This window comes from Bacillus sp. Marseille-Q3570 (genome assembly GCF_946151055.1).
Taxonomy (GTDB): domain Bacteria; phylum Bacillota; class Bacilli; order Bacillales; family Fictibacillaceae; genus Pseudalkalibacillus.
On the sequence record NZ_CAMGYZ010000007.1, the window covers coordinates 75,687 to 101,673 of the forward strand.

Sequence of the window (25,987 nt, forward strand, 5' to 3'; positions counted from 1 at the left end):
GGAGAGGTCCCCGCTCTTTTTTATCAGACTTTCACTGAGATGAAAATGTTTTATGAACGCTTCATACGGTCACTCCAATGTTGAAAATTTCTAGAGTGACCAAATTAATCGGAAAGGGAACAGAATCCCCCCCAGAAGTGAACAGATTCTCCTCGACACTGAACCCAATTCTCTGAAAAAAGAGCACTGATTCTCCCAACAGCAGGCCGAACATTCCTACAATCACCATTTTTTTTCATCTGGAATGGAGGAATGTTTCCTATTCTTCACGTATATATCCATAATGGAATGATTTACAATATTCACCTTAAATCGGAATCTCACATCATGATGTTTCTTTTTGGCTCTTTTCTAAAGAATTGTTGCTTTTGAGTCATTTTTAAAAAAACACCTTGTGCAAGTTGATTGGAGAGCAAGGTGCGAGACTCCTCGAAAATAAAATTCGCATTTTCTTCGTGCGATGTAACGTTGCCGAAGCTTTCCTTGTCCTGCGGGATCAGCGTGCCTACTACCTGAATAATCTCCTCACAAGGCATGCGACGAGGAAGCTCGAATCGACAGGACTTTCTTGTAGACGCAGGAGTACAAATGCTTCTGAGGTAGCAAGGCGACGAGTGGGCTCACCGCACGCCCCGCTGAGCGAGCATCCTGGAGCGGAAATCAACGACTTTTAATGAAAACTTGGCGAGACCAAGCCTTTTGTAGGTCGAGCCTTAGTTGCCCTTATACTGAAGAAAAGTATTTTATACTTTCTTCAAGTGCAAGAACAACAACGTTTGCGAAAACAACCTTCTTTTTGCACTAATGAATGGCTCAGGCTTCGCTACTGCTAGGCTTTGCAAATTATTTTTCTTCTGAAATATAGCCATTATGGCGGAAAAGGGTGGGGTTTCTATGTCAATCTTGGATATGGATGCGTCGGAAATAGCCGTTGGAATCAAGGACGGGAACATGACCTCTGAACAGGCTGTGGAAACATATATCAAGCATCTGCAAGCGATAAATCCAAAGTTGAATTGCCTGACAGAGGAACGGTTTGAAACAGCGCGGAAAGAAGCACAACAAGCAGATCTCCTTTTGAAGGATGGACATGCGAAAGGAAGACTGTTCGGCGTTCCGATCAGCATCAAGGAATCCTTCAATGTGGAAGGAATGAAAACGACAGGCGGCCTGGTACATCGCAAAGACTGGGCAGCTGATGAGGATGCTGAAGTTGTCCGTCTTTTAAAAGCAGAAGGTGCGATCATTCTCGGCAAAACAAATATACCTTCGCTATGTTTTTACCAGGAGACTGATAATCCATTATATGGCCGGACGAATAACCCGTGGGATTTAGGAGCGACGGCTGGCGGATCGAGTGGAGGAGAAGGCGCATTGATAGGAGCAGGTGGAGCAGCTGTCGGGCTTGGGGCTGACATCGGCGGTTCGCTCAGGTTTCCTTGCCACTTCAATGGTGTGGTCGGTTTCAAATCTGGGAACGATCAGGTTTCTCAACAGGGCAATTACCCTTATGTGGAGTTTGAAGAGCAAAAGCGGATGTTGGGTATCGGAGCGATGGCGAAAAGCGTACGCGACACCCGGCTTGTCAACGATATCATCTCAACCCGCCAACCAACCTCAACAGATTTAAGTTCTTTTCAGGTTGTCATACCACAGTTCTACACATGCCCTTTAGGTGTTGAAACTGGCAGGCTCATCCGTTCCATAAAAGATGAGTTCGAACAGGATTTTGCAATGCAGGTGGATGAACCTCCTTTATTTGAAGAATCTGCACTCATTTGGCAGCAGCTTATGTCGATGGATGGGGCGAAAGCTTTACGGAAACATTTGATGGTGAATGAAAGACAACCGAGTCTGTATAGGGAGTTTTTGAAATCGAAGTACACGCGCTCGGATATCCATTCTTATTTATCCTGGGCGATGATCGGAGCACGCATGTTCAAACCATCGGGCAGACGGTTGAATACACTGCGGGAGCTCTTGAAAAAAGGTGATGACAGGCTCCGGAGATATCTTGATCGCCGCTTGATCGTGATGCCGGTTTATCATTCGCCAGCTCCAATTCATGGACAATTGTACAAGGAACTTTTCTCGTTCCAAAAAACGTTCCTGCGCTATATGCCTTTCATCGCCTATGGGAATACGTGGGGTTTGCCATCATTGATTGTACCGGTCGGTGAAAGTTCGAAGGGCTTGCCGATTTCGGTACAGGTGATGAGTTGTGTTGGAAACGAGGCAGCACTATTTGAATTTGGTGAGTTGCTTGAACAACGTTATCGAGGTTATGTACGTTGTGACAAACACGATGCTGTGACAAGTGAAGAGGCTGCTGCTAATCTGGCATGAAAAAACTGACCCTATTTTTGTACCGCTCTCAATGGAGTACCATACAATCTCAGGTCAGTTTCCGTTTCGGGTCAAGGTAACATCAAAATCTCTTTGCATCGGTTGATGGAGACTTCAGTTGATCTGACAAGACTGTAGTCTCCTTTTTCTTTGCGGATCTTCAGTGCTACTTGAAAGAGGGAATAGGCAGCTTCAAATTCACCCTCATCATATTTACATTTGCCATAGTGTTGATACAAAAAGTCTTTGTAAGGTTCATACCGCGCATGATCGTGTACCTTTTTTATCAATTCATTGAAGAGTTTGTTCGCTTTGTTGAATTCCTTCTGCCATTGATATGTATGAGCAAGTCTCAATTGGTTGATGAATACCGCTGATAGGTTTTCTTTGACGGTATGAAGATCGATAGCCGATTGTAAAAACCGTTCACTATCATCAAGTTCACCGATGATCCGCGAGTATACCCCTATTTCCCCATAAAGTTTCGCCTCCGCCTCACGGTCTTCAAACGAGTCAAGCTGTTCAATCATATGGCGCACGCCGCTTTTCATATCCTCGAAATCCACCGGTTTTTCTCGTAAATCCTTATCAAATGTGAATTCCATGTTAAAAGGTATGCTATTGTTGTCCATCTGACGTTCTCCCTTCGTCCGTATCTTCATGGACGTCGTTTCAATCTTTGAAAAGTTCCACACCTCGTTTTTCTAAAAAGGCTGCTGCACCTAATGAAGCCTCCTCTTCAATACCGAATACCTGATACACATTCGCTGCCCAGTTTTTACGATCGGTGAATTTCGATACTTCTTTCGTGTATTCATTCTTTCTGGTGATGGTTTCATTGTTCAAATAATAGCAATACCTCGGTTTGAAGATGGTGGCGCTCAATCTCCTCATCACGATATTATCGGATTCATCCAAATGGGAATGCTCGATATCTGTTTTGAAATCCTCGAGGGAAAGAGGGGCCCAGTCAATTTCTTTTTTTACGAATGATTTCCCGTCAGCATGTCTGTCAATTTCATAAAGGGATGGGGAGATCTTCTTTATGAAAATTTCTTCTCCAAGTTTCTTGATCCTTAATTGTCCTTCTTCAGGCAACTGGACTGGGGAGAAGAGTGGGGCACCATAGCCGACATCGACATAATATTGCTCCTGTTCGAAGTGTACCATGATCGCCACATGTCCGGCGCGGATGCGGACGAGGGAAGCCTTGTATCCGATTGTGTTGAGAAGTTTTGCAAAATGGATGTTCAATGGATAGCAAGTCCCTCCCCACCTCATATTGGCACAGCAATCGACGAATGCTTCAGTGTCATATATGTACCGCATACTTACACCATTCTGGACGTAGTGATACTTACTGAAATTTTCATAGGGAATCGTATGTAAATGAGCCCAGATCAATGTCCGTAAATAATGTAAATCTTTTTGAGAAGCTTCTTTTACCCTTAAAATGTCCAAGTATTTTCTTGCCGTTCCTATTGAAAGGGGATGTTGAGACGTTTTCACGACAACCTCCTTTATGTGTATGATCTTGATGTTAATAAAGAAAACCTGGCAAAGCCAAGCCATGGGCGAAGGCTGAGCCATAGTTACACTTAAATTGAAGAAAGTATTTTATACTTTCTTTAAATGAGAAAAAAGACTGTTGAGAGATCAACAGTTCTACACCGTTACCTTCGCTTCCGATTCGGCAAGCTCTTTCAAATTCGCCATTTGTTTATGAAGAATGCGCTTTGTCAACCAACCGAACAAGAATCCCATGATTTTGGTGAATGTATTGGCTGTACCCATTTCCGCCCGATAATCCAGACGTGTCCCTTGTGTGGTATCAGACAATTCGTAATAAGCACTCACCGAAAAACTCTGATTACCGATTTTGACAGCGATCAGATCAGGACGGTCATAAGCAATCACTTCACCATCATATTCAACCACTCGCCCGCCTTCTTTAATTTTCTGTTTGAACTTTGTGCCTACGGGATTTTCAGGATCATACTCACCTGCATAATAGGTTTCCTGCAACCCTTCCATCCAAATCTTTTGTTTTTCATTGTCACTGATACAGTCGAATACTATTTCTTTTGGCGCATGGATGTCTATTGTATATGTGAAATCGCTCAAAATGAACCCTCCCTTTTTTCCCTTTTCAGTCTATTTCTACAATAATGGAATGAATCCTCTATTGTCTATCTATTTTTAAGGCAGTTTTCCAAAACTATGTTGCTCTTGAAAGTCGTTGATTTCCGCTCCAGGATGCTCGCTTTCCGCGGGGCGTGCGGTGAGCCCACTCGTCGCCTTGCTACCCTTTTCAAGGAAGCATTTGTGCTCCTGCGTCTACAAGAAAGTCCTGTCGAAGCAAGCTTCCTCGTCGCATGCCTTGCGAGGAGATTATTCAGGTAGTAGGCACGCTGGTCCCGCAGGAGTCTCGCACCTTGCTCTCCAATCAACTTGCACAAGGTGATTTATTAAAAACAACTCAAAAGAAACAATCTTTAGAAAAGAGACATTTTTAATGATTAAGATTTAAGGGAAAACAGGATTAGCAAAGGGGAGAGCATCTTGAAAACAAAAACCTTGATCAATTTTATACCATCGATCCTGAGACCGGGGATTATTTTATCGAGATTGCAATCATGATGATATTTTCAATAACTGGGACTCCTCTGTTTATAATTTACGTGATTTGGATTCTAGCTTGAAGTCGTTTTTGGAGGATTGTTCACAAGACATCGCTCTCAATAATAACGTCGTCTTAAGGTTTAATATTGAAGATGAACAGAAAGAGCCAAGTCTGGAAAAGACCATCGTTCAGGGGATCCGCAATTATTTTGATTATAACTATCACATCATGAAAAAGAAGTTGGAGGAGCGATGGAGGAAAACACTATTGTACGTCTTGATTTCCGTCCTTTTCACAGCTGCGTCCTTATATTTTAAAAATACGATGGAGTCCGAAATGGTTGATCATATCATCCTTCAAGGACTGACAGTGGGAGGATGGGTTTTCCTATGGAATGCTTTTTCAATGCTCTTCATCCAAAGCAGCGATCTATTGAAGAAACGAAAGCAATATCGTAGATTGTTAACCACCCCTATCAAATTCAGATACAAGTGAAAATTGAAGTATCCAAAATTATACAGGAACCAGTATAATAAAAGTATCTGACAGTCTGAAGGGGAAGGGCCCAATATGCCGAATATCGAAACAGAACGGCTACGTATGATAGATTTTAAGTTGGAGCTTGTAAACACGATCGTTACAGATAAAACCAAATTGAAGCCACACTTTGGAATCAAAGCACATGAAGATTGGCCGATGAAGGATTATGCAGAGATTTTACCTTTGAAATTAGAAGAGTTGAGGGAAAATCCATCGAAAGCGGTTTGGAGCGGACTGATTATTGAAAAAGAGACTGAGATCATCGTAGGAGATATGGGCTGTAAAGGTGGTCCTGATGCCGAAGGGACAGTCGACATCGGATACAGCATTGTTCCTGAAAAACAAGGACAGGGCTTTGCTACGGAAATGGCGACCGGTCTCATCCGCTGGCTATTTCTGGAACAAAAAGTGACCCAAGTGAAAGCGGATTGTCTCAAAACGAATAGGCCATCAATAAGGGTGCTAGAAAAAATCGGTATGAAACAAGTAGCTGAAGATGATGAATTTTATTATTGGTCGATCAAGAGAAACAGGTTCTAGGAAAAATGGGAGGTGTGGGGGATGTTTGAATATATCTGTGAGGAATGCCAGCGAATCGAATATTCCATCGAGTTGGAACTGAAAAAAACATGCCCTGAATGCGGATACTTCATGGAAACGAATGAATGTGAACCAAGTTGAAAAATGAATCGATCGAAAGCCCCTTAAGAGGGCTTTTTTTAGTGGTCTCTTACGGTCGGAGTGAGCGGTTTTACGGCCAAAAACAAACAGCAGTTTATCGGTCGGACGACAGGAATCGACCTGGTTTACGTGTTGGATTACGGACCTGAATTTGCGCAACCTAAATCTAGAACAAAACATCTTTCCAAAAGAAAGAATGAAAGTTTATGAATGAAATTGATCGAAAGTGATTGAAATATGATTGAAAATGATTTATCTTTAAAACTAAAGGTGGTGTGAAAGTGCTTACAACGAAACGGCATGAAATCATTTTAGCCTTATTGAAAAAACAAAAGACAGCATCCATACATGAACTTAGTGAACATACTGGTGCGTCTATTTCAACAATCCGTCGCGATCTTGAAAGACTGGAGCAGGATGAGAAGCTGAAACGCGTTCATGGTGGTGCTTCAAATATCCATAACCATCGATATGAACCACAATTGGCGGAAAAGCAAACGCTCAATGAATCAGCAAAAGCCCTTATCGGAAAAGCGGCAGCGGACATTGTTGAAAATGGAGATTGTATTTTCATCGATGCGGGAACGACAACGAAACAAATCTTGACGCATCTTGAAAATAAAAACGTGGTCGTGGTGACGAATGCGTTTCATTTTGTTGATCCGCTTATCGAAATCGGTTTAGAAGTACATCTGACCGGAGGCCGTGTGAAGTCGAAAACCGGAGCCCTGATCGGCGGACAGGCAGAAGATACGCTCAAGGCTTTCAGGTACGATAAATGCTTCATCGGTATGAATGGCATCCACTCCAAACACGGGTTCACGACACCGGACCCAGAGGAGGCTCGTATCAAACGGCTTGCTCTGGAACTTTCTAAACAGCCTCATGTAGTTGTAGATGACTCGAAATTCCAGGAGGTATCTTTTTCGAAAGTTGCAGACACTAAAGCTGCAGCTATCATCACTAATCAACATGACAATGCAATTTTACAAGAATTTCAAAATACAACAACGGTAAAAGTGGTGAAAAAATGATTTATACAGTGACACTCAATCCTTCGTTGGACTATATCGTAGGACTTGAAGATATAGAGTTGGGCAAAGTCAACAGAAGCGATGATACCGCTACCTTCGCCGGTGGAAAAGGAATCAACGTTTCAAGGGTTCTTAAGCGGCTTGATCAATCATCCTGTGCTCTTGGTTTTACAGGTGGATTTACTGGCGATTTCATCAAGTCAGCTCTGGAGCAGGAAAAGGTCCAAACGGATTTTGTCCAGGTTGATGGAAACACACGGATCAATGTGAAAATCAAATCGGGAGTAGAGACAGAAATCAATGGACCATCACCAGAGATAAGACCCGAACACCTGGATCTGCTTAAAAATAAGTTCAAGTCGATTACTCAGGCCGATGTCATCGTAATCGCAGGAAGCCTCCCTGAGAAACTTGAGCCTTCATTTTACAGGGAGCTGATCGAACTGCTTCCAGACGGGGCAAAGGTGATTGTCGATACGAAAGGTGTCCCGTTGAATCAGGCAATTTTAGCGAAGCCATTCCTGATCAAACCAAATCATCATGAGCTCGCTGATTTATTCAATGTCGAAATCGATAACAATGAAGACGCTGAGAAATATGCCAGAAAACTTGTTGATACAGGAGCAGAGAATGTCCTTGTTTCAATGGCTGGAGATGGCGCTCTGCTCGTTACAACGGATGGAAGCTATCTGTGCAGTGTGCCTAAAGGGAATGTGGTGAATTCCGTTGGTGCAGGTGATTCAGTAGTTGCAGGGTTTGTAGCTAATTATCTGCAGAGCACGAATATCATTGAAGCCTTCCAGTATGGCGTGGCAGCTGGAAGTGCATCGGCCTTTTCGATGGAATTTTGTACGAAAAACGAAGTTGAAGAGCTTTTTAAAACGATTCAAGTCCGGGAATTCGAAAAAGGAGGAGAATGAAATGGCTATTTCTGATTTGCTATCGAAAGTATTGCTGAAACTTGAAGCTGAAAATAAAAACGACGTGATTGATGAACTGTCTAGTGCACTTCATCAAGCAGGGAAAATCTCAGATCTGAACACATTCAAGGAAGCGATTTTAAAAAGGGAAATGGAGAGCACGACCGGTATTGGCGAAGGGATAGCGATCCCACATGCAAAAAGCAGTGCAGTAAACGAGCCGTGTATCGTCTTCGGCCGTTCAGATGCTGGTCTCGATTATGAAGCACTTGATGGCCAACCTAGTCATCTGTTCTTTATGATTGCGGTTCCTGAGGGGGCAAATAATGAACATTTGAATGCCTTGTCAAAATTATCGAGTTACCTGATGGAACCCGGGTTCAAGGAAACTTTGCTAAAGGCTGGAAAAGAAGAGGATGTCTTCAACGCGTTCAAGGAAAAAGAGCAAAGTGAAGGGGATGCGGATACGGAAGAAGAGGAAAACAAAGTTTCTGTCGATGAGACACTCTCCCGCAAGAAGGTTGTTGCTGTAACCGGTTGTCCAACCGGAATCGCCCACACCTTCATGGCCGCTGATAACTTGAAAGCCAAAGCAAAAGAACTCGGTTATGACATCAAAGTCCAGACGAACGGTTCCGGCGGGGTGAAGAACGAACTGACGAAACAAGATATCGCAGAAGCGGATGGCGTCATTGTTGCTGCAAGTACGAAGGTCGATCTTGCACCATTTGTAGGAAAGCCACTCGTTCAAGCACCTGTAACTGATGGAATCCGTGAACCGGAACGCTTGTTGAAAAAAGCTGCAGAAGGTGATGCATCCATTTATCAAGGAGATTCTTCTTCAAGCCGAGAAGCGAATGATTCTGAAAGATCTGAAGGGAGAAGCGGTTTTTACAAGCACTTGATGAACGGCGTTTCAAACATGCTTCCACTTGTTGTCGGTGGCGGAATTTTGATCGCATTATCTTTCCTGATTGATATTGACGGAAACAATCCTATCGCAAAATTGTTCATGACAATAGGAGGGGATAATGCATTCTTCCTGCTGGTTCCGGTCCTTTCTGGATTCATTGCAATGAGTATTGCCGATCGTCCCGGCTTAGCTCCTGGTCTTGTCGGTGGACTGATGGCAGCCAATGGCGGTGCGGGTTTCCTCGGTGGATTGATTGCCGGATTCCTTGCGGGTTATGCAGTGGTATTATTGAAAAAGATGTTCCATAACCTACCTCAATCCCTTGAAGGATTGAAGCCGGTTTTGCTGTACCCGTTATTCGGTATTTTGATCACAGGAGTAGTGATGAACTTAATAATTGGACCGCTTGGCGGGTTCAATGAATGGTTGAAGGATGCACTCAGCAGTTTAGGCACAGGAAATGCCGTCCTACTGGGCATCATAATCGGTGGTATGATGGCGATTGATATGGGAGGTCCGATCAATAAGGCTGCCTACACGTTTGGAATTGCACTTGTTGAAGCTGGGACGTATGGACCGATGGCTGCAATCATGGCAGGTGGGATGGTTCCGCCGCTCGGGATGGCGATTGCGACCACAATTTTCAAAAGCCGCTTCAACAAACAAGAACGTGAAGCAGGGAAAACGGCATATATACTCGGAGCTTCATTCATTACAGAAGCTGCGATTCCATTTGCAGCTGCGGATCCTGTGCGGGTGATTTCAGCTTCGGTTGTTGGTTCAGCCTTAGCTGGGGGCCTCGCGATGCTTTTCGGAAACGCAACACCAGCACCACATGGAGGACTGTTCGTCATCTTGACCGTAGAGAATGCTATACTTTATATCATCGCGATTCTAGCAGGAGCGCTGCTAACAGCCTTCTTGACTGGCATACTGAAAAAATCAAAAACTGTATAACAAACCATTTTGATGAGGTGATCCTATGTAAGGGGATCACCTTTTTACATTTGAAGAAAGTATACATACTTTCTTCAATATAAGGGCAACTAGGGCTTGGTCAAGTTTTCTCTATCTGGACAAAGCCGGTATAAGATAACCTATGAATTTCCTATTCCTCTTCTTCATCTGTTTCTTCTGCAGCAAGCCAGGATAATGCTTCTCTGATCAAGTTGTTCATTTTTTTGTTGATGAATTCCTCTCCGTATTTTTCTTTGGCGTCTTCCAAATCGGAAAGGACCCGATCATCCAGGCGGATGATCGGTTTATCCTCTTCAATATCGTTAAAAAGTTCGATGATGGCATCTAGTCCTTCTGACATCCTGTCAATTGAACGACTGAACTCATTGTATTCCCGTTTGACCGCTTTCATTGGGTACCTCCTGTACAATTAAAATAATGTTTACTATGATGGTGTGAATTTACAGAGTAATATAAGACGTATCTAAAAAACAGACTGCGTTAATGTTTGGATTTGCTAAGTTTAGTTTCGTAGAGGTCAACTAAAGCTAAGGAAAGCTTCGGCAGCGTTACATCGCACGAAGAAAATGCAAATTTTATCTTCGAGAAGTCTCGAAACACCTTGCTCTCCAATCAACTTACACAAGGTGAGTTTTTAAAAATGACTCAAAAGCAACTATCTTTTAGATAAGAGCCCAAATAAAAAGCATCCAGCATGAAGCTGGATGCTCTTCCCGGGGTTGATTAGTATCTTCCGCCCATTTGTTGTTGAGCCATTTGTACAAGACGCTTAGTGATTTCTCCACCAACAGAACCGTTAGCACGAGAAGTAGTGTCTGGCCCAAGTTGTACACCGAACTCTCCAGCAATTTCGCTTTTCATAGCGTCGATTGCTGCTCTTGCACCTTGAACTACCAATTGGTTATTGTTTCCTTGCTGTGCCATTTGAATAGCCTCCTTCAATTGTCGTTCTAGATTGAGAAAAGGTAATTATGTACCTTTCAATCTAAGTATTTGAGAAAATAGGAAAACCATTCGAGGGAATTTATGGTAATTTATTTTATTATTGATATTTTATAGATAGATATTATTTACAAAAAGCTGTATTCGCATAGAATATTGTCATTTAGTTTGTGAAATGTGCGCACTTTCCAGGGCAATCTTAAACCCTTTGAAAACAGCTTTTTATGATGTTCTGTTAATATCTACATAACAGGTGAAAAAGGTTGCTCCTTTACCGAGGTCAGAAAGTTCATCTGAGGTGAGGAAGTTGATGGAATACTGTTCTTTTTCTGCATCGTCCCACCATAATCCTTGCGTGATCAAAACACCCTCTGAAACATCTTCTGTCACCTCAGCTTGCAGGCTGACAGATCCTAAATCATTGAACAATTCAATAAAATCACTATTTTTAATGTTGCGAGACTCCGCATCTGATGGATGGATATAAACGACAGGTTTCTCAAGAGCCTGTAAACTTTTCTGGTTTGAAAATGTTGAATTGAGAAACTGATGATTCGGCCCAGAAATCAGTTGGAAAGGCTTTGATCGGTACTCAGATTGTTTCGTTTGATCAAGGAGTTTATCAACTGAAGACGTCAGCTCAATTTTTCCAGACGATGTTGGAATCTTTTCAGGAAAGGTCGTTGTTTTATCGAGCTTCAATTTTGCCCAGCCATCCTTTTTCAATTGTTCAAAGGTGATACCGTCCATGTATGGACTTCCTCTGTTGTCCAACGCGTCGCGAATCATATCTTCTTCTGTATCTTGAAAGCATGCCTCCTCAAAGCCCATCCGTTTAGCAAGCTGTTTGAAAAGGGTGAAATTCGATTTACATTCTCCTAAAGGTGCCATGACAGGTTCATTCAACTGGATATATAGATGCCAGTATGACTTGTATATATCCAGGTTCTCAAAATGACTCGTGGCAGGAAGCACAATATCGGCATAACGGCAGCTATCTGTCAAAAACAGATCATGTACCACCGTGAATAGATCGTCTCTCATCAATCCTTTCCGGACGAGCTTCTGGTTTGGGGCGACTTGAGCGGGATTGCTGTTATAGACGAATAAGGCTTTGATCGGATCGTCTGTATTTTGGAGTGCTAGTCCGATTTGATTCATATTCGTCGATGGACCTGCATGGTTGGGATGGAGATCGGGCCGTTGCAGTTTATAGGTATTCCACTCTGCGTAACCTGCATTCCCTTTCAATGCCCCTCCGCCAATCTTTCCCCATTGACCAGTCAAAGCGGGGAGACAGGATATCAACCTTGTACTCCGCCCGCCGTTTTTATGATGCTGAAGTCCATTCCCGATCCGTAAGAAGGAAGGTGAAGTCGTGCCATACATTTCGGCAAGTTCTTGCAATTGCTCTATCTTCAATCCTGTCTGCGCAGCAACCTTCTCAGGTAAGTATTCCCCTGCGCGTTTTTTCAAATCCTCATATCCACTCGTGTACCGGTCGATGAAAGTGCGGTCGATCCATTCGTTTTTTATGAGGAGATGCATAATGCCGAGTGCGAGTGCATCATCTGAACCAGGTTTGATTTGGTAAAAGTGATCCGCCCATTTTGCAGTACGGTTCCGATGCACATCGATGACGACGATCTTAGCACCATTTTTCCGGGCTTTATTTGCATAGATCACTTGATGGAGATTTGTACTGATCAAATTGCATCCCCAGACGATGATCAATTTGGAATGGATCGTTTCTTCAGGATCGATTCCAACCGATTTCCCCATTGTGACTTTATACCCTTCAGCACCAGCTGTATTGCAGATGGTACGCTCGAGGTTACGAGCTCCCAGGCGGTTGAAGAATCGTCGATCCATGCCCTCACTGTTGATGATCCCCATATTCCCGAAAAAGCTGTATGGAAGGATCGCTTGACTGCCATGCTTCTCGATGATCTTGTTGTAACGTGTGGTCATCTCATCATACGCCTGGTCCCATGTAATTCGTTCAAAAGAAAAGTCACCCTTTTTCCCCGTTCGTCTCATCGGATAGAGGAGGCGATCTGGATTATGGGTCCGTTCAGGCATTTTTCGTACTTTATGACAGATCGTCCCTTTTGTAACAGGGTGATCAGGATTTCCATCTACTTTCGTTATTTTGCCATTTTCTTTTTCCACCAGAAGACTGCATGTATCTGGGCAGTCCAATGGACAGACGGAGCGATGGTATGTTTTCGTAGTCAATGCTGTTGCTCCTTTCTTAATGTGAACGTGATTTTAATAAAGATTAACATTTTACAGAAAAAAATATAAGTATCTTGCAGGAACTTATCAGGTAGATGTCTAATCATAGTAACGAACAAATGTTCTCAATTTTGACAGGAGGGTTTATAATGAATCGAGTCGTACATTTTGAAATTCAGGTAGCGGAACCGGAGAAGTCTGCAGCGTTTTTCAAAAACGTTTTCGGTTGGAAAGTGGAAAAATGGGATGGGCCGGATGAATATTGGCTTGTCCAAACAGGAGAAGGATCGGATGGTATTGATGGAGGATTGATGAAGTCACCAGACGGAGAAACACGTACCATCAATGTAATCCATGTACAATCAGTAGATGAGTTTTCATCTAAAATAGAAGCGGAAGGCGGAAAAATTGTTGTTCCGAAAATGCCTATCCCTGGTGTGGGGTATGTCGCCTATGCGAATGATGTAAATGGATATTTGTTCGGATATATGCATGATGATCCCGAGGCGAAATGATTTTAGAGTAGGAAGACCCAAAACATCGATGAAAATTGAAGTTCAGGTCCTTTTTATTCTGAAAAGCTATTTTTAGGTAAGTGAAAAAACAAAGTTGATGTTCCATCTGCCAGAGGGCTACGAAAAAATTAGAGGACATCTGTTCCGTTATGTGTGACAAAAAGTGGTTTTCTCAAAAATTAGAAGACAACTGGTACGTTACTCGGGTATTTCCGAGCAGTTTTAGCTCCTTTTTTTACAAATAACGACTCTTGTGTCCTCTAAATTCTTGAATGAAGGTGTTTTGGGGAAATAACGACTCTGGTGTCCTCTAAAAAGTTTTGAGGGGCTTCTGCATCATTTTCACTTCGGCATCCGTCCGATATACAGGGACGAAGGACGGATGATCCTGTTATTTTCATTTTGCTCAAATACATTTGCAATCCAACCGACAACACGACTCATCGTAAAAGTAGATGTGAATAGGTCTGTCGGTAAAGCTAATGCTTTCAATATTGCAGCTGCATAGAATTCTACATTCGTATATAGCTTTCTACCTGGTTTGTATTCTTCAAGCAGCTTGATCGCGATCCTTTCTACCTGATTGGCCAGATCAAACCATGGGTCATCTTCTGCAAGCTCTGAAGTGATTGCTTTTAATGCCCTTGCACGAGGATCCTGGGTCTTATATACACGATGACCGAAACCCATTAATTTTTCACCTTGCTCTATTAATCGTCTCAAATGATTTTCAGCCTGGTCGGCTGTGCCGATATTTTGGAGGAGATCAATCACACCAGAGGGAGCACCGCCATGAAGGGGACCTTTCATAGCACCGATCGCACCAGTTATGGATGAAACGAGATCGGATTGAGTTGAAGAGATGACCCTCGCTGCAAAGGTCGATGCATTCATCCCATGCTCCATCGTCAGAATAAGGTATGCTGTCAGCGCCTTCACATGGGATTCTTTCGGTCCTTCACCTTCTAACATGTACAGATAGTTGGCTACATGATCAAGTTTCTGATCAGGCTCTACCGGATCAAGTCCTTGTAAGGATCGGTGCCGATAGGCGATGATGGTAGGAATTATAGAGGTGATCCGAGTGGCTTGCCCTATGGTTGATGGCCATCCAAAATCCATCGTACCCTTAGAAGATAAAATCGTTCTGATGACACTCATCATATCCATATCTTCTGGCAGGGCGTTCAAGATTGTTTCATCTGTAGAAGTCAACGAACGCTGGGCTTTCATTTTTTCTTTGAAGTCAATGAGTTGTTGGTTTGTGGGGAGCTGTTGATTCCATAAAAGATAGGTTGTTTCTTCAAAAGATTTCGTTTTAGCGATCTCTTCCGCCCAATAGCCCCGATAGACCAGTAAACCTTTTTCACCGTCCACTAAGCTGATTGTGGATTGAGCTGTTACAATACCATCCAAACCTTCTTTGATCATCTAGATCACTCCTTTGGTAAATGTTTCTTGATTCTATTGTAAAATGAGCATACGATTAATACTAATAAACAATTAATCTATAATCGATTAAGAACCATAATGGATCAGGAGGCGAGGTACGGATGCAAATACGGTGGTTACAGACATTTGTCATCGCTGCAAAATATGAAAATTATCGGGTAGCTTCTGAGAAACTATACATATCCCAACCCACGATTACCGTTCATATTCACCATCTTGAAGAGGAATTAGGGTGTAAGTTATTCAAAAAGAATGGTAGGAACATCTCTTTAACCGAATCTGGAAAGCACTACCTGCCCTTTGCGCATGCTATGTTACGTTCATTCAATGATGGATTGGAGTCGCTGTCCAGCTGGCAGCAAGGCTATGAGAGGAAATTGACACTTGCAGTATCACCATTGATTGCCGCCTCGATACTCTCATACATAGTGAAGGAATTCATGAATGAACACCCACACATAGAAGTTGGGATCCAAGTCGCCGAATCAAATGAAATCAGTTCACTCGTCTATGAGCAGAAGGCGGATCTCGGTATCTCGAGAACAAGTGCCATCCATCCAGGTCTACATTGTGTCACTTTATATGAGGATCCAGTAATTACAGTTGCAGCACATGACGGAGGTGACAGTGAAACGAGTCCCCCGATTGAATTGCATGAGTTATTGCGTCATGGTATGCTCCTTACCCACAACCACCCATTGTATTGGGATGATTTGATTTCCAGGGTCAGGATGCTTGAACCGACTGTCAGAACGATGGTCGTGACGCAGGTGAATGTGGCGAAGCGGTTCATTGAAGAAGGAATCGGTTTCTCATTTTTGCCCCGATCTTCTGTAAATAGGGAACTGCTAGAAGGACGGATCCTGGAAATACATACAGATGCGCTGCAACTTCCAATCGCCCATACCTATCTGATTCAGAAGGATACGAATGAGGAGATACAACAATTCATTGGATTCATAAACCGCTACTATCTCGGAGCATAAGGAAAGAGCAATGTTATAGTGGATCTTTCCCTTAAAGAAATACAAGCATATTAAGGGAAAAAGATTTCCACCCTGAAAATAAAATCCGCTATTACCTCAAATTGCTAGGAGAAGTCGGCGAATTGTCAGAAGTCATTCGAAAAGACAAACGAATGGGGGTATTCGAAAGGAACGATCGAAGAAGAATCATACGACGTACTGTATTATGTGATCGCAACGCCAACGTCTATGATATCGATTTGGATGAGTGCATGGCCCACAAGGAAAAACTGAACAATCTGAAAAATTGGATTGACCAATAAAAGTGGTGCAAATTTATCGATCCCGTTTTATAATAGGTTTATATATTTAGAGACTCGAAATACTTTTCGATCGTATGAGAGGGGATAGACGACCGTGTGGAGAAACCGTAATTTCATATTGCTCATGTTCGGTTTAGCGGTTTCAAGTACAGGACTTTGGGTTGGGATCATTGGAAATCTGGAGTTCTTACAGAAGAATGTAGAATCATCATTTTTACAAGCACTTATCATTTTATCAGGATTTTTAGTCGGTATATTCCTTGCTCCGATGGCTGGACGGGTGATTGATCGAAGCATCAAAAGGAACATTTTGATTTACGCTGGAATCGCCAGGTGTATCGCGATTTTATTCATGTATATGGCGATTGCGGAAAACTCGGTTTGGTGGATGTTGGCATACACGTTCGTGATCGGGATATCCGGAACGTTTTCCAATCCTGCCATGCAAACCATGATCCCATTGATTGTTCCGAAAAAGCAGCTCCTTGAAGCGAACAGTGTGAACGTCAATATTTTCACTGGGGCAAGGATTGTAGGAACAGCACTTGGTGGTGTGATGCTCGTTGGGATGTCCCTTTTTTCCCTTTATACGGTAACGCTCATTTCCTACGTGCTTCTTCTGATCAGTACCTTTTTCATCAAAGTGGATGAAGAGCCGAAGAAAGTGGACAAAATGGCGAAAAAGGAAAACTTCCTTACTACGATACGGGAATTGTATCCGATTGTCAGGAAACAGCCCATGGTGGTGTATGGTATCTTCCTGTTAATGCCCGCATTCTTGTTTTTAGCCGGATTCAACCTGATGGTGATCGAAATCAGTGAGCTTCAAGATAACCCTGGTATAAAAGGAATCCTCTACACCACAGAAGGGCTTTGTGTGTTCATCGGTACTTTCCTGGCCGGTAAATTTTTCAAAGATAATCCGAAATTGACGTATATGTTTGCGATCACTTTCATCATTGCCACAGCACAGACAACGTTATTTTTAGCGGATCATCCTATGATGTCCATCTTTTCTTTCGGTCTCTTCGGTTTGGCGGCAGGGACACTTTTTCCAGTAGTGACGACAATATTCCAAACAGAAGTTCCATCTGATTACCACGGCCGTTTCTTCTCCATCAAAGGGATGGTTGATAATATCATTTTCCAGGCACTGATGCTGTTGACAGGCTTGTTCTTAGATACAATCGGATTCAAATATATGGTCATCGGGTTTGGAGCCATTTCATTCATATTCGTGACCATCATAATGGTACGTCATTTGACAACGACAACTCGGAAAAAAGGAAAATCTGTCGCTTTACCAAGATAAATGTCGAACGATTTTTAAGGTGCAAAAATTATTTTTTGCATCTTTTTATATGCCTTGAAAAAATGTTGGTATTAAAGGGTTTTTAGTTCTTTTGACCTTGAAAAAACCGAGCATATTATTTGACAAAAGTTACAAAGGATTAAATTTTCTTTAAAAACATCTTGAATGTTTGTTTGGATAATTTTATAATGTTTTAAAATAATTCAAAAAGTTTGAAAATTTTCACATTAGACAAAAAACACGTCGAAGGTACTACTTAAAGGGGGTTTGGCTGTTTGGAGGAACTATTACAAGTCTCAAATCTAAAGACCTATTTTTTCGACAAAAGGAAAACAGTAAAAGCAGTTGATGGAATTGATTTCAAGATACATAAAGGTGAAACGCTCGCCCTTGTCGGAGAATCAGGCTGCGGAAAGAGTATGACCTCATTGTCGATCATGCGGCTGGTCCCGGAACCACACGGGAAAATCGTAGAGGGTGATGTTTATCTCGAAGGAAAGAATCTAGTTGGCCTCTCTGAAAATGAGATGTGTAAAGTACGCGGGAATGACATATCGATGATTTTCCAGGAACCGATGACCTCTCTCAACCCGGTTTTGACGATAGGTGAACAGATTGTAGAAGTCATTACATACCACAAACGATTACCGCGTAAGAAAGCAGTACAACAAGCTATCGAACTATTGAAACTAGTCGGTATTCCACGAGCAGAATCAATCATATCAGACTATCCTCACCGTCTCTCAGGTGGAATGAGACAACGTGTCATGATCGCTATGGCCATGAGTTGCGATCCCAAGCTTCTCATTGCTGATGAACCTACCACAGCACTCGATGTTACCATCCAAGCACAAATCCTTGACATCATGAAAGATTTATCTAAAAAAGTGAATACGTCGATTCTCCTGATCACGCATGATTTAGGTGTCGTATCCGAATTGGCGGAACGAGTCATTGTCATGTATGCCGGACAAATCGTCGAACAAGCAACTGTTGATGACATCTTTGAGGAACCATTGCACCCCTATACCCAGGGGCTGGTATCTTCAGTACCTGACATCGATGGGGAAATCGGGAGGCTTAATCCAATCAAGGGAAATGTTCCTACTCCTGAGGAGATGCCGAAAGGGTGTCGCTTCGCACCCAGGTGTGAACATGCATTCGATCGTTGCTTTTCAGAACAACCTCAATTACTAGAGAAAAAATATGGGACAAGAGCAGTACGCTGTTTCTTGTACGAGGATGAAAAGGGGGCTGGAAATGCAGGGGATGAGCAATACACTCACCGTTGATCCAAATTCAGACCATACAAATGGAACGATCCTTGAAGTGGACAACTTAAAGATGCATTTTCCAATAAAGGCCGGTCTGATGCAGAAGACAGTCGGTCAAGTGAAAGCTGTCGATGGAATCTCTTTCAAGTTAAGAAAAGGAGAGACACTGGGAATCGTCGGTGAATCTGGATGTGGAAAATCTACATTGGGACGAGCAATCATACGACTTTATAAACCTAGCAGTGGAAAAGTCCTTTTCAATAATCAAGACATCTCGTCCTTATCAGAAGGAGAGCTTCGAAAATCAGTCAGAAGACGAATGCAGATGATCTTCCAGGATCCTTTCGCATCATTGAACCCAAGGAAGACGCTTGGGACAAGCATCATGGAACCTCTTAAAACCCATAAATCCGGTTCTGCGGCGGAAAGGAAGGAAAAGGTCGACCGGTTACTTGATACTGTCGGATTGAATCCTTCGTTTGCAAATCGTTATCCTCATGAGTTTTCAGGTGGTCAGCGGCAACGGATCGGAATCGCAAGAGCTCTTGCCCTCAATCCAGACCTGATGATTGCAGATGAACCTGTATCGGCATTAGACGTTTCCATTCAAGCACAAATCATCAACTTGATGGAAGATTTGCAAGATGAATTCAACCTTACATATCTTTTCATCTCTCATGATTTGAGCGTAGTCCGTCATATATCAGACCGCGTGGGTGTGATGTATTTAGGAAACATGATGGAATTAGCTGATAAACATGATTTGTACAGGGAGCCATTACATCCATATACACAGGCACTGATGTCAGCTGTACCAGTGCCAAGGAAGAAAGGCCAGATCAAACGGGAGCGGATCATCCTGTCAGGTGATTTGCCGAGTCCATCCAACCCACCGAAAGGCTGCGTATTCCATACACGTTGTCCTGCAGCGATGGATATTTGCAAGCAGGAAGTTCCGAAGTTCCAGGAGGTACACCCGAATCACTATGTTGCTTGTCATCTCTATGAATAGAGTGTAGACATTTTTACTACGTGAAGGGGGGAGAGCAGAATCGTTTCCGTGTTTTGTAAGTCTGAGTCTTTTAAAAAATAAGGGGGGATTAGTTAATGAAGGGTAATAAGAAATTCCATCTACTATTAGTATTGACGTTCGTGTTTTCGCTGTTTCTGGCTGCATGTAATGCAAATCCGGATTCTGAGGAGGGCAATGAAGGAAACAATGGCACCGATGATGGTGAAACAACTGAAGAGGCATCAGGTGAACCACAAGAAGGCGGTGACATCATAGTTGGATCGATTGGTGCTCCGACAATCTTCAATGACCTCTACTCAACAGATATTTCAAGCTCTGATATTTCAGGTTGGCTCTATGATGGATTGATTACGTATGATGAAAACTTAGAACCTAAAGGTGTCATCGCGAAGGATTGGGAAACTTCCGAAGATGGTACGGAGTGGACGATCACGTTAAATGAAGGGATTACGTTCCATGATGGTGAACCATTGACTGCTGATGATGTCGTATTCACCTACAGCATTCCGCTAAGCGAGGATTATTCAGGCGCACGTGCTTCTGATTTTGAAAAAATAGAATCTATCGAAGCCGAAGGTGATACTACGGTCAAGATCAAACTAAGTGAGCCGTATGCTCCATTCCTGGGAACGTTAAGTTATGGAATCTTGCCGGAGCATATTTTGAAAGATGTGCCGATCGCAGAACTTGGTGAACATGAATTCAATACGAAAAGTCCTGTCGGCTCCGGTCCTTTCAAATTTGTTGAATGGAAAGAAGGCCAATATGTAAAAGTTGAAGCCTTTGAAGATTATTTCCAAGGACGTCCATACTTAGACACGATTACTTATAAGATCGTACCAGATGCAAATGCCTTGATGACTCAGGTCCAAGCTGGGGATGTACATGAAGCTGCAGTCCAGTCACAAGACCTTGCCACAGCACAAAAGTTAGCTGATGAAGGAAAAATCAATTTATCAACAGAACTTTCACTTGCATACACATACATCGGCTGGAATATGGCAAATGACATGTTCAAGGATGAAAAAGTCCGTCAAGCTTTGACAATGGCCATCGATCGTGAATCCATCATCGAAGCGGTTTTAGGCGGTGACGGTGAGATTGCTCATATTCCTGAAAGTCCATTGAGCTGGGCATATAACGAAGATGTACCGAAATTCGATTATAACGTTGAAGAAGCGAAGAAACTTCTAGAAGAAGCAGGTTGGACTCCAGGAGATGACGGGATTTTAGAAAAAGATGGGAAGAAATTCTCCTTTGAATTGAAGACGAACCAGGGTAACAAAGCACGTGAACAGATCGCTCAAGTAACGCAAGAACAATTGAAAGAGGTCGGTATCGAAGTGAAGCCTACCATCATGGAATGGAGTGCTTTCATTGAAGAAGTCACCGAGAAAAAAGATTTCGATGCAGTCATTTTAGGTTGGAGCCTGTCAACTGATCCAGACCCGACAGCTCTATGGCACTCAAAAGAAATTGAAGCAGGACTTAACTTTGTCGCTTTCTCTGATCCAGAATTGGACAAGTTGATGGAAAAGAATACGCAAGTACTGGATCAAGAAGAACGTAAAGATATCATTGGTGAAATCCAAGCAGGCATCGCTGAACAACAGCCTTACACCTTCTTGTATTATCCAAATGATCACTATGCGTTGGATGCAAACCTGAAAGGTCATGTGCATCATCCGTCCAGTGAATTCTATATGATTGAAAAATGGTGGTTGGAACAATAATCGTTCGATTGTTTGAAAGAGGATGGATAGAGCCTCATATTGATGTGCTTTATCCATCTCTTTATTTAACAGGTTAGAATTTCACAAGATCTTAAAATTAGAGATTTTCCGCCTATACATAATGCTGGGCGAATCAAGGATCAGCTTCTTAGAATTTAGATGAAGGGGGATGTGGAAATGCTCTCATATATCGTTCGCCGTGTATTGATGGCGATCCCATTATTAATTGGTATTTCGATTTTATCTTTTGCAATCATCCAATTAGCACCAGGAGACCCGACCACACTTTTGATGGATCCAAAAATCAAGCCTTCCGATAAACAAGCATTCATCGAAAAGTATGGTTTGGACGACCCGGTTCATATCCAATATTTGAAGTGGGTAGGGAATATGGTGCAAGGTGATTTTGGTCAATCCCTTATACGACGGGGGACAGATGTTTCTTATTTAATTATGGAACGTCTCCCTAATACCCTATTCCTGATGCTGGTTTCAACATTTCTCGCTGTACTGATATCGGTCCCATTCGGAATATTATCAGCACGTAAACCTTATTCATTGACGGATTATTCGGTTACGTTCACGTCCTTCTTAGGACTTGCTACACCAAACTTTTGGCTGGGATTAGTATTGATCATGTTCTTCGCAGTGCAGCTTGGATGGCTCCCGACCGGCGGTATCGCAACACTCAATCAACCTTTCAGTCTTTGGGATCGGATTCTCCATCTGATCATGCCTGCCTTTGTACTGGCCACAGCTGATATGGCCGCTCTCACGCGTTATACAAGGACAAGTATGTTGGAAGTGCTGAAGCAGGATTATATTCGGACAGCCCGTGCTAAAGGTTTTAAAGAAAAGAAAGTGGTTTATAAACACGGCTTGAGAAATGGATTGATTCCGATCATTACGATTTTTGGTCTTTTGTTGCCGTCGTTCTTTGCAGGGACTGTAATCGTAGAAAAGATCTTCAACTGGCCTGGTATTGGATTGTTGTTCGTGGATGCTGCATTCCAGCGTGATTATCCTGTGATCATGGCGATTACTGTAATCGCTGCTACCTTGACGGTAATAGGTAATCTGATCGCTGATATTCTCTATGCGGTGTTTGATCCAAGAATCGAGTATTAAAGGGGGATAAACATGTCACAGCCTGAAAAACAATTACGCCCTGGTGTACCTGTCCATCCAGAGCCACTTCCGCCAGATCCACTACCAAAGCCAGAAACATTGACAAGACTTACTGTAGAAAAATTCCTGAAAAACAAATTGGCCGTGATTGGATTGATCACTTTAGTGTTGATTATTCTGGCCGCCATATTCGCGCCTTATTTGACACCCTATGAGCCAAGTAATCAGGAATTATTGAAGAGATTGACACCGCCGAATGGTGAACATTGGCTTGGTGTAGATACACTCGGTAGAGATATGTACACGAGAATGCTTTATGGAGCAAGAGTATCACTACTCGTCGGATTTGCCTCAGTAACTGTCTCTATTTTCATAGGGACCATTGTCGGGGCAATTGCCGGGTACTATGGTGGTGTCGTTGACGCATTTCTCATGCGTGTCGTTGACGTATTCCTATCGATTCCAAGTCTCTTCTTTTTGATTACAGTCGTTACGATCTTTGAACCGAGCCTTACAATGTTGATTCTTGCCTTTGCATTGTTCGGTTGGACAACGACAGCGCGGCTAGTCAGGGGAGAATTTTTGACCTTGAGATCAAGGGAATTCGTTTTGGCAGCGAAAACGATGGGCGTAAGAAGTTCGAAAATCATCTTTTCGCACATTTTACCGAACGCGATGGGACCGGTAATCGTAACGGCAACCCTCTATGTCGGTATCATCATATTGGCTGAGTCAGCCTTAAGTTATTTAGGCCTCGGTGTTCAGCCGCCGACACCAAGCTGGGGGAACATGCTTCAGGATGCCCAAAACATAACGATCATGTATACGGCACCGTGGTATCCGATCTTCCCAGGGGTGATGATTTTGATTACAGTACTGGCATTCAACTTTGTCGGTGATGGTTTAAGAGATGCATTCGACCCGAAAATGAAATCATAACCAAAGAGTCAAAAGGAGGCTGGAAATGGATCAGTTAAATGGAATAAACATTGAAGATCTTTTCAAATTGAAATTTGTCAGTGATCCACAATTATCTCCTGATGGGACCCGCCTTGCCTATGTGGTAAAAGAAATCAATGGTGAAAAGAAGTATCAATCGCACATTCATTTGCTGAATGTCGGTACAAAAAAATCTGTACGTTGGACGAGTGGCAGTTCAATGGATACTGCACCGAGATGGTCACCTGATGGAATGTCGTTGCTCTTTATGTCAAACCGGACAGGGAAAAACCAATTATGGCTCATTTCATCTGAAGGAGGAGAGCCGGAGCAACTGACACATGTTGAAAATGGTGTTTCCAACCCGATATGGCATCCAGAAGGACACTCGATTCTTTATCATTACACAGTTACGGATAATGAAGATGAAAAGCCGATTGTAGTCGATAAATTGAAGTATAAAGCGGATGGGAAAGCGGCACTGACCTATCAATCTTACCTACATATCGGTGAAATTTCACTAAAGGATCGGGAAGTAAGAAACTTGTCCGAGGGTGACCATGATCATGTGAATGCCTGCTATACAACCGACGGTAAGGGAATTGTTTACGCAAAGTTCGATGAAGACGTGCCAGGTTCTTACCGCCGTTCGCATATTTATTATTACGAATTCGGAGGCACACCTGTCAGAATCTCGGAACTCGATGGGACAGTTGCCCATCCGATCTGTTCACCGGATGGCAGGTACGTTGCTTATGTCGGGCATGATCAATCATACGGCGGGGCCACATACAGTGAAATTTTCCTTTATGACTGGGAAAAATCCACTACCGAATGTTTGACGGAAAAACTGGATATTCAGGTCGGGGACATGATGATCAGTGACCTTCATGCTGTGGAACCATCTCCTCATTTGACCTGGAGCAGCAATAGCGAATCGCTCTACTTCCTTGCGAGTGAATTTGGAAATACAGAGTTGTACTCGATTGATCTGTTCAGAAATGTCGATAAGATTGTGGAAGGGGACAGGCACATCTTCCAATATGCATTAGAGGATAGTACGAAGGATGTGTATCTTGCTGTCAGTACACCTGCGCACCCAGGTGACATCGTACGTCATGATATCAACAGTTTAATGGAAGAACCGATCACCTATCATAACGAAACTTTCCTGAATGACATCAAAGTTTCAGTCCCGGAGTCGGTCCAATTTCCAAGTCAGGATGGAACGGTGATTCATGGTTGGCTTCTCAAACCGAATAATTTTAAAAAAGGTGAGAAATATCCACTCATTCTTGAAATTCATGGCGGCCCGCATATGATGTATGGAAATACTTTTTTCCATGAATTCCAGGTGTTGACCTCAAAAGGATACGGTGTCTTATATCTGAACCCGCGGGGAAGCCATGGTTATGGACAATCATTTGTTGATGCTTGCAGAAGCGATTATGGTGGCGGAGATTATCAAGATCTCATGGCTGGTGTGGATCATGCACTTGAAAGTTATGAATGGATCGATCCGGAACAGCTATTTGTTACCGGTGGCAGTTATGGCGGGTTCATGACCAACTGGATCGTCGGAAATACAAGTCGTTTCAAGGCTGCTGTAACTCAACGATCTATTTGTAACTGGCATAGCTTTTACGGTGTCAGTGATATCGGCTATTTCTTTACAGAGGGTGAAATTGGCGCCCATATGGAAGAAGATCCTGAAAAGTTGTGGTATCATTCGCCTATCCGTCTCGTCAAGCAAATTGAGACGCCACTTCTCATCCTGCATGGAGAGAGGGATTATCGATGCCCGATTGAACAAGCCGAGCAGTTATTCGTTGCTTTGAAGCAACAGAATAAGACCACACGTTTTGTTCGTTTCCCAGGTGCTGATCACAATCTTTCCCGCTCAGGAGATCCAGCAATGAGAGTGGCGAGACTTGAACAAATCGTTGGCTGGTTCGACCACTATCGAGTCGGGGCAAAAACAACGGAAATGGCAAAAACAAAATAAATTAAAGTTGATGAGTCTGACATTGAACGTAGCTTTTGACTGGAAGCTGCTCAAATGCCAGACTTTTTATTTGTATTTAGGTTTGATTACATT

At 42.9% G+C, this 25,987-nt stretch carries 23 protein-coding genes; 16 read left to right on the forward strand and 7 right to left on the reverse strand.

Features of this window, described 5'->3' with window-relative positions; genetic code table 11:
* The first annotated feature begins 894 nt into the window (after positions 1 to 894).
* Entirely contained in the window at positions 895 to 2,346 is a 1,452-nt protein-coding gene (locus tag N8M93_RS12465) for an amidase (RefSeq protein WP_261132298.1), read from the forward strand.
* Positions 2,347 to 2,417: 71 nt separating this feature from the next.
* On the opposite strand, the gene N8M93_RS12470 is transcribed toward N8M93_RS12465, so the two are convergent.
* From N8M93_RS12470 to N8M93_RS12480, 3 genes are all read right to left on the reverse strand, one after another.
* Positions 2,418 to 2,978, reverse strand: a complete 561-nt coding sequence (locus N8M93_RS12470) for a lipopolysaccharide assembly protein LapB (RefSeq protein WP_261132299.1) — start codon at positions 2,976 to 2,978, stop codon at positions 2,418 to 2,420.
* Positions 2,979 to 3,018: 40 nt separating this feature from the next.
* Positions 3,019 to 3,855, reverse strand: a complete 837-nt coding sequence (locus N8M93_RS12475) for an arylamine N-acetyltransferase (RefSeq protein ID WP_261132300.1) — start codon at positions 3,853 to 3,855, stop codon at positions 3,019 to 3,021.
* A gap of 156 nt (positions 3,856 to 4,011) precedes the next feature.
* On the reverse strand, positions 4,012 to 4,470 hold the full coding sequence (locus N8M93_RS12480; protein WP_261132302.1) for an SRPBCC family protein: 459 nt from the start codon (positions 4,468 to 4,470) through the stop codon (positions 4,012 to 4,014).
* A gap of 574 nt (positions 4,471 to 5,044) precedes the next feature.
* Between N8M93_RS12480 and N8M93_RS12485 the strand changes: the two genes are divergently transcribed.
* From N8M93_RS12485 to N8M93_RS12505, 5 genes are all read left to right on the forward strand, one after another.
* Positions 5,045 to 5,464, forward strand: a complete 420-nt coding sequence (locus N8M93_RS12485; protein WP_261132304.1) for a hypothetical protein — start codon at positions 5,045 to 5,047, stop codon at positions 5,462 to 5,464.
* Positions 5,465 to 5,539: 75 nt separating this feature from the next.
* The gene (locus N8M93_RS12490; protein ID WP_261132306.1) at positions 5,540 to 6,049 is read left to right on the forward strand and encodes a GNAT family N-acetyltransferase; all 510 of its coding nucleotides are present in this window, start codon (positions 5,540 to 5,542) and stop codon (positions 6,047 to 6,049) included.
* Between the two features lie 422 nt (positions 6,050 to 6,471).
* Complete coding sequence (locus N8M93_RS12495; protein ID WP_261132307.1) at positions 6,472 to 7,224, forward strand: DeoR/GlpR family DNA-binding transcription regulator; 753 nt, start codon at positions 6,472 to 6,474, stop codon at positions 7,222 to 7,224.
* Complete coding sequence (gene pfkB, locus N8M93_RS12500; protein ID WP_261132308.1) at positions 7,221 to 8,144, forward strand: 1-phosphofructokinase; 924 nt, start codon at positions 7,221 to 7,223, stop codon at positions 8,142 to 8,144. Before N8M93_RS12495 ends, pfkB begins: the two co-directional genes overlap by 4 nt.
* A 1-nt stretch (position 8,145) precedes the next feature.
* Positions 8,146 to 10,014: a PTS fructose transporter subunit IIABC gene (locus N8M93_RS12505; RefSeq protein WP_261132310.1), complete on the forward strand. Its 1,869-nt coding sequence runs from the start codon at positions 8,146 to 8,148 to the stop codon at positions 10,012 to 10,014.
* Positions 10,015 to 10,165: 151 nt separating this feature from the next.
* Here N8M93_RS12505 and N8M93_RS12510 read toward each other — a convergent pair whose 3' ends face one another.
* From N8M93_RS12510 to N8M93_RS12520, 3 genes are all read right to left on the reverse strand, one after another.
* Positions 10,166 to 10,426 (reverse strand): hypothetical protein, encoded by a 261-nt coding sequence (locus N8M93_RS12510; protein WP_261132311.1) that lies wholly within the window; start codon positions 10,424 to 10,426, stop codon positions 10,166 to 10,168.
* A 332-nt stretch (positions 10,427 to 10,758) separates the two neighbouring features.
* Positions 10,759 to 10,959 carry an alpha/beta-type small acid-soluble spore protein gene (locus N8M93_RS12515; RefSeq protein ID WP_261132312.1) on the reverse strand — a complete coding sequence of 67 codons (201 nt, stop codon included), beginning with the start codon at positions 10,957 to 10,959 and terminating at the stop codon, positions 10,759 to 10,761.
* Between the two features lie 240 nt (positions 10,960 to 11,199).
* Complete coding sequence (locus N8M93_RS12520) at positions 11,200 to 13,215, reverse strand: molybdopterin-dependent oxidoreductase (RefSeq protein WP_261132313.1); 2,016 nt, start codon at positions 13,213 to 13,215, stop codon at positions 11,200 to 11,202.
* Positions 13,216 to 13,364: 149 nt separating this feature from the next.
* Here N8M93_RS12520 and N8M93_RS12525 point away from each other — a divergent pair, with 149 nt between their 5' ends.
* The gene (locus tag N8M93_RS12525) at positions 13,365 to 13,730 is read left to right on the forward strand and encodes a VOC family protein (protein ID WP_261132315.1); all 366 of its coding nucleotides are present in this window, start codon (positions 13,365 to 13,367) and stop codon (positions 13,728 to 13,730) included.
* A gap of 342 nt (positions 13,731 to 14,072) precedes the next feature.
* On the opposite strand, the gene N8M93_RS12530 is transcribed toward N8M93_RS12525, so the two are convergent.
* Complete coding sequence (locus N8M93_RS12530; protein ID WP_261132316.1) at positions 14,073 to 15,161, reverse strand: citrate synthase/methylcitrate synthase; 1,089 nt, start codon at positions 15,159 to 15,161, stop codon at positions 14,073 to 14,075.
* Between the two features lie 122 nt (positions 15,162 to 15,283).
* On the opposite strand from N8M93_RS12530, the gene N8M93_RS12535 reads away from it, so the two are divergent.
* The 9 genes from N8M93_RS12535 (at position 15,284) to N8M93_RS12575 (ending at position 25,894) form a co-directional block, all read left to right on the forward strand.
* Complete coding sequence (locus N8M93_RS12535; RefSeq protein WP_261132318.1) at positions 15,284 to 16,168, forward strand: LysR family transcriptional regulator; 885 nt, start codon at positions 15,284 to 15,286, stop codon at positions 16,166 to 16,168.
* A 122-nt stretch (positions 16,169 to 16,290) separates the two neighbouring features.
* Positions 16,291 to 16,470: a hypothetical protein gene (locus N8M93_RS12540; protein WP_261132320.1), complete on the forward strand. Its 180-nt coding sequence runs from the start codon at positions 16,291 to 16,293 to the stop codon at positions 16,468 to 16,470.
* A gap of 94 nt (positions 16,471 to 16,564) precedes the next feature.
* Positions 16,565 to 17,782 (forward strand): MFS transporter, encoded by a 1,218-nt coding sequence (locus N8M93_RS12545; RefSeq protein WP_261132322.1) that lies wholly within the window; start codon positions 16,565 to 16,567, stop codon positions 17,780 to 17,782.
* A 275-nt stretch (positions 17,783 to 18,057) separates the two neighbouring features.
* On the forward strand, positions 18,058 to 19,074 hold the full coding sequence (locus N8M93_RS12550; RefSeq protein WP_261132324.1) for an ABC transporter ATP-binding protein: 1,017 nt from the start codon (positions 18,058 to 18,060) through the stop codon (positions 19,072 to 19,074).
* Positions 19,052 to 20,068: an ABC transporter ATP-binding protein gene (locus N8M93_RS12555; protein WP_261132690.1), complete on the forward strand. Its 1,017-nt coding sequence runs from the start codon at positions 19,052 to 19,054 to the stop codon at positions 20,066 to 20,068. Before N8M93_RS12550 ends, N8M93_RS12555 begins: the two co-directional genes overlap by 23 nt.
* Before the next feature lie 95 nt (positions 20,069 to 20,163).
* Entirely contained in the window at positions 20,164 to 21,822 is a 1,659-nt protein-coding gene (locus N8M93_RS12560; protein ID WP_261132326.1) for a peptide-binding protein, read from the forward strand.
* Between the two features lie 177 nt (positions 21,823 to 21,999).
* A complete protein-coding gene (locus tag N8M93_RS12565) occupies positions 22,000 to 22,950 on the forward strand; it encodes an ABC transporter permease (protein WP_261132328.1) in 951 nt (316 codons plus the stop codon).
* 12 nt (positions 22,951 to 22,962) lie between these two features.
* Positions 22,963 to 23,889, forward strand: coding sequence for an oligopeptide ABC transporter permease (gene opp4C / locus N8M93_RS12570; RefSeq protein WP_261132331.1), 927 nt, complete (start codon positions 22,963 to 22,965; stop codon positions 23,887 to 23,889).
* A 25-nt stretch (positions 23,890 to 23,914) separates the two neighbouring features.
* Complete coding sequence (locus N8M93_RS12575; RefSeq protein ID WP_261132332.1) at positions 23,915 to 25,894, forward strand: S9 family peptidase; 1,980 nt, start codon at positions 23,915 to 23,917, stop codon at positions 25,892 to 25,894.
* Positions 25,895 to 25,987 lie beyond the last annotated feature (93 nt).

Bases quoted from the DNA above. Each gene is read 5' to 3' on its own strand.
- N8M93_RS12465 (WP_261132298.1), top strand. From the start codon at position 895: ATGTCAATCTTGGATATGGATGCGTCGGAAATAGCCGTTGGAATCAAG.
- N8M93_RS12470 (WP_261132299.1), bottom strand. From the start codon at position 2,978: ATGGACAACAATAGCATACCTTTTAACATGGAATTCACATTTGATAAG.
- N8M93_RS12490 (WP_261132306.1), top strand. From the start codon at position 5,540: ATGCCGAATATCGAAACAGAACGGCTACGTATGATAGATTTTAAGTTG.
- pfkB (WP_261132308.1), top strand. From the start codon at position 7,221: ATGATTTATACAGTGACACTCAATCCTTCGTTGGACTATATCGTAGGA.
- N8M93_RS12505 (WP_261132310.1), top strand. From the start codon at position 8,146: ATGGCTATTTCTGATTTGCTATCGAAAGTATTGCTGAAACTTGAAGCT.
- N8M93_RS12510 (WP_261132311.1), bottom strand. From the start codon at position 10,426: ATGAAAGCGGTCAAACGGGAATACAATGAGTTCAGTCGTTCAATTGAC.
- N8M93_RS12515 (WP_261132312.1), bottom strand. From the start codon at position 10,959: ATGGCACAGCAAGGAAACAATAACCAATTGGTAGTTCAAGGTGCAAGA.
- N8M93_RS12525 (WP_261132315.1), top strand. From the start codon at position 13,365: ATGAATCGAGTCGTACATTTTGAAATTCAGGTAGCGGAACCGGAGAAG.
- N8M93_RS12530 (WP_261132316.1), bottom strand. From the start codon at position 15,161: ATGATCAAAGAAGGTTTGGATGGTATTGTAACAGCTCAATCCACAATC.
- N8M93_RS12535 (WP_261132318.1), top strand. From the start codon at position 15,284: ATGCAAATACGGTGGTTACAGACATTTGTCATCGCTGCAAAATATGAA.
- N8M93_RS12555 (WP_261132690.1), top strand. From the start codon at position 19,052: ATGAGCAATACACTCACCGTTGATCCAAATTCAGACCATACAAATGGA.
- N8M93_RS12560 (WP_261132326.1), top strand. From the start codon at position 20,164: ATGAAGGGTAATAAGAAATTCCATCTACTATTAGTATTGACGTTCGTG.
- N8M93_RS12565 (WP_261132328.1), top strand. From the start codon at position 22,000: ATGCTCTCATATATCGTTCGCCGTGTATTGATGGCGATCCCATTATTA.
- opp4C (WP_261132331.1), top strand. From the start codon at position 22,963: ATGTCACAGCCTGAAAAACAATTACGCCCTGGTGTACCTGTCCATCCA.
- N8M93_RS12575 (WP_261132332.1), top strand. From the start codon at position 23,915: ATGGATCAGTTAAATGGAATAAACATTGAAGATCTTTTCAAATTGAAA.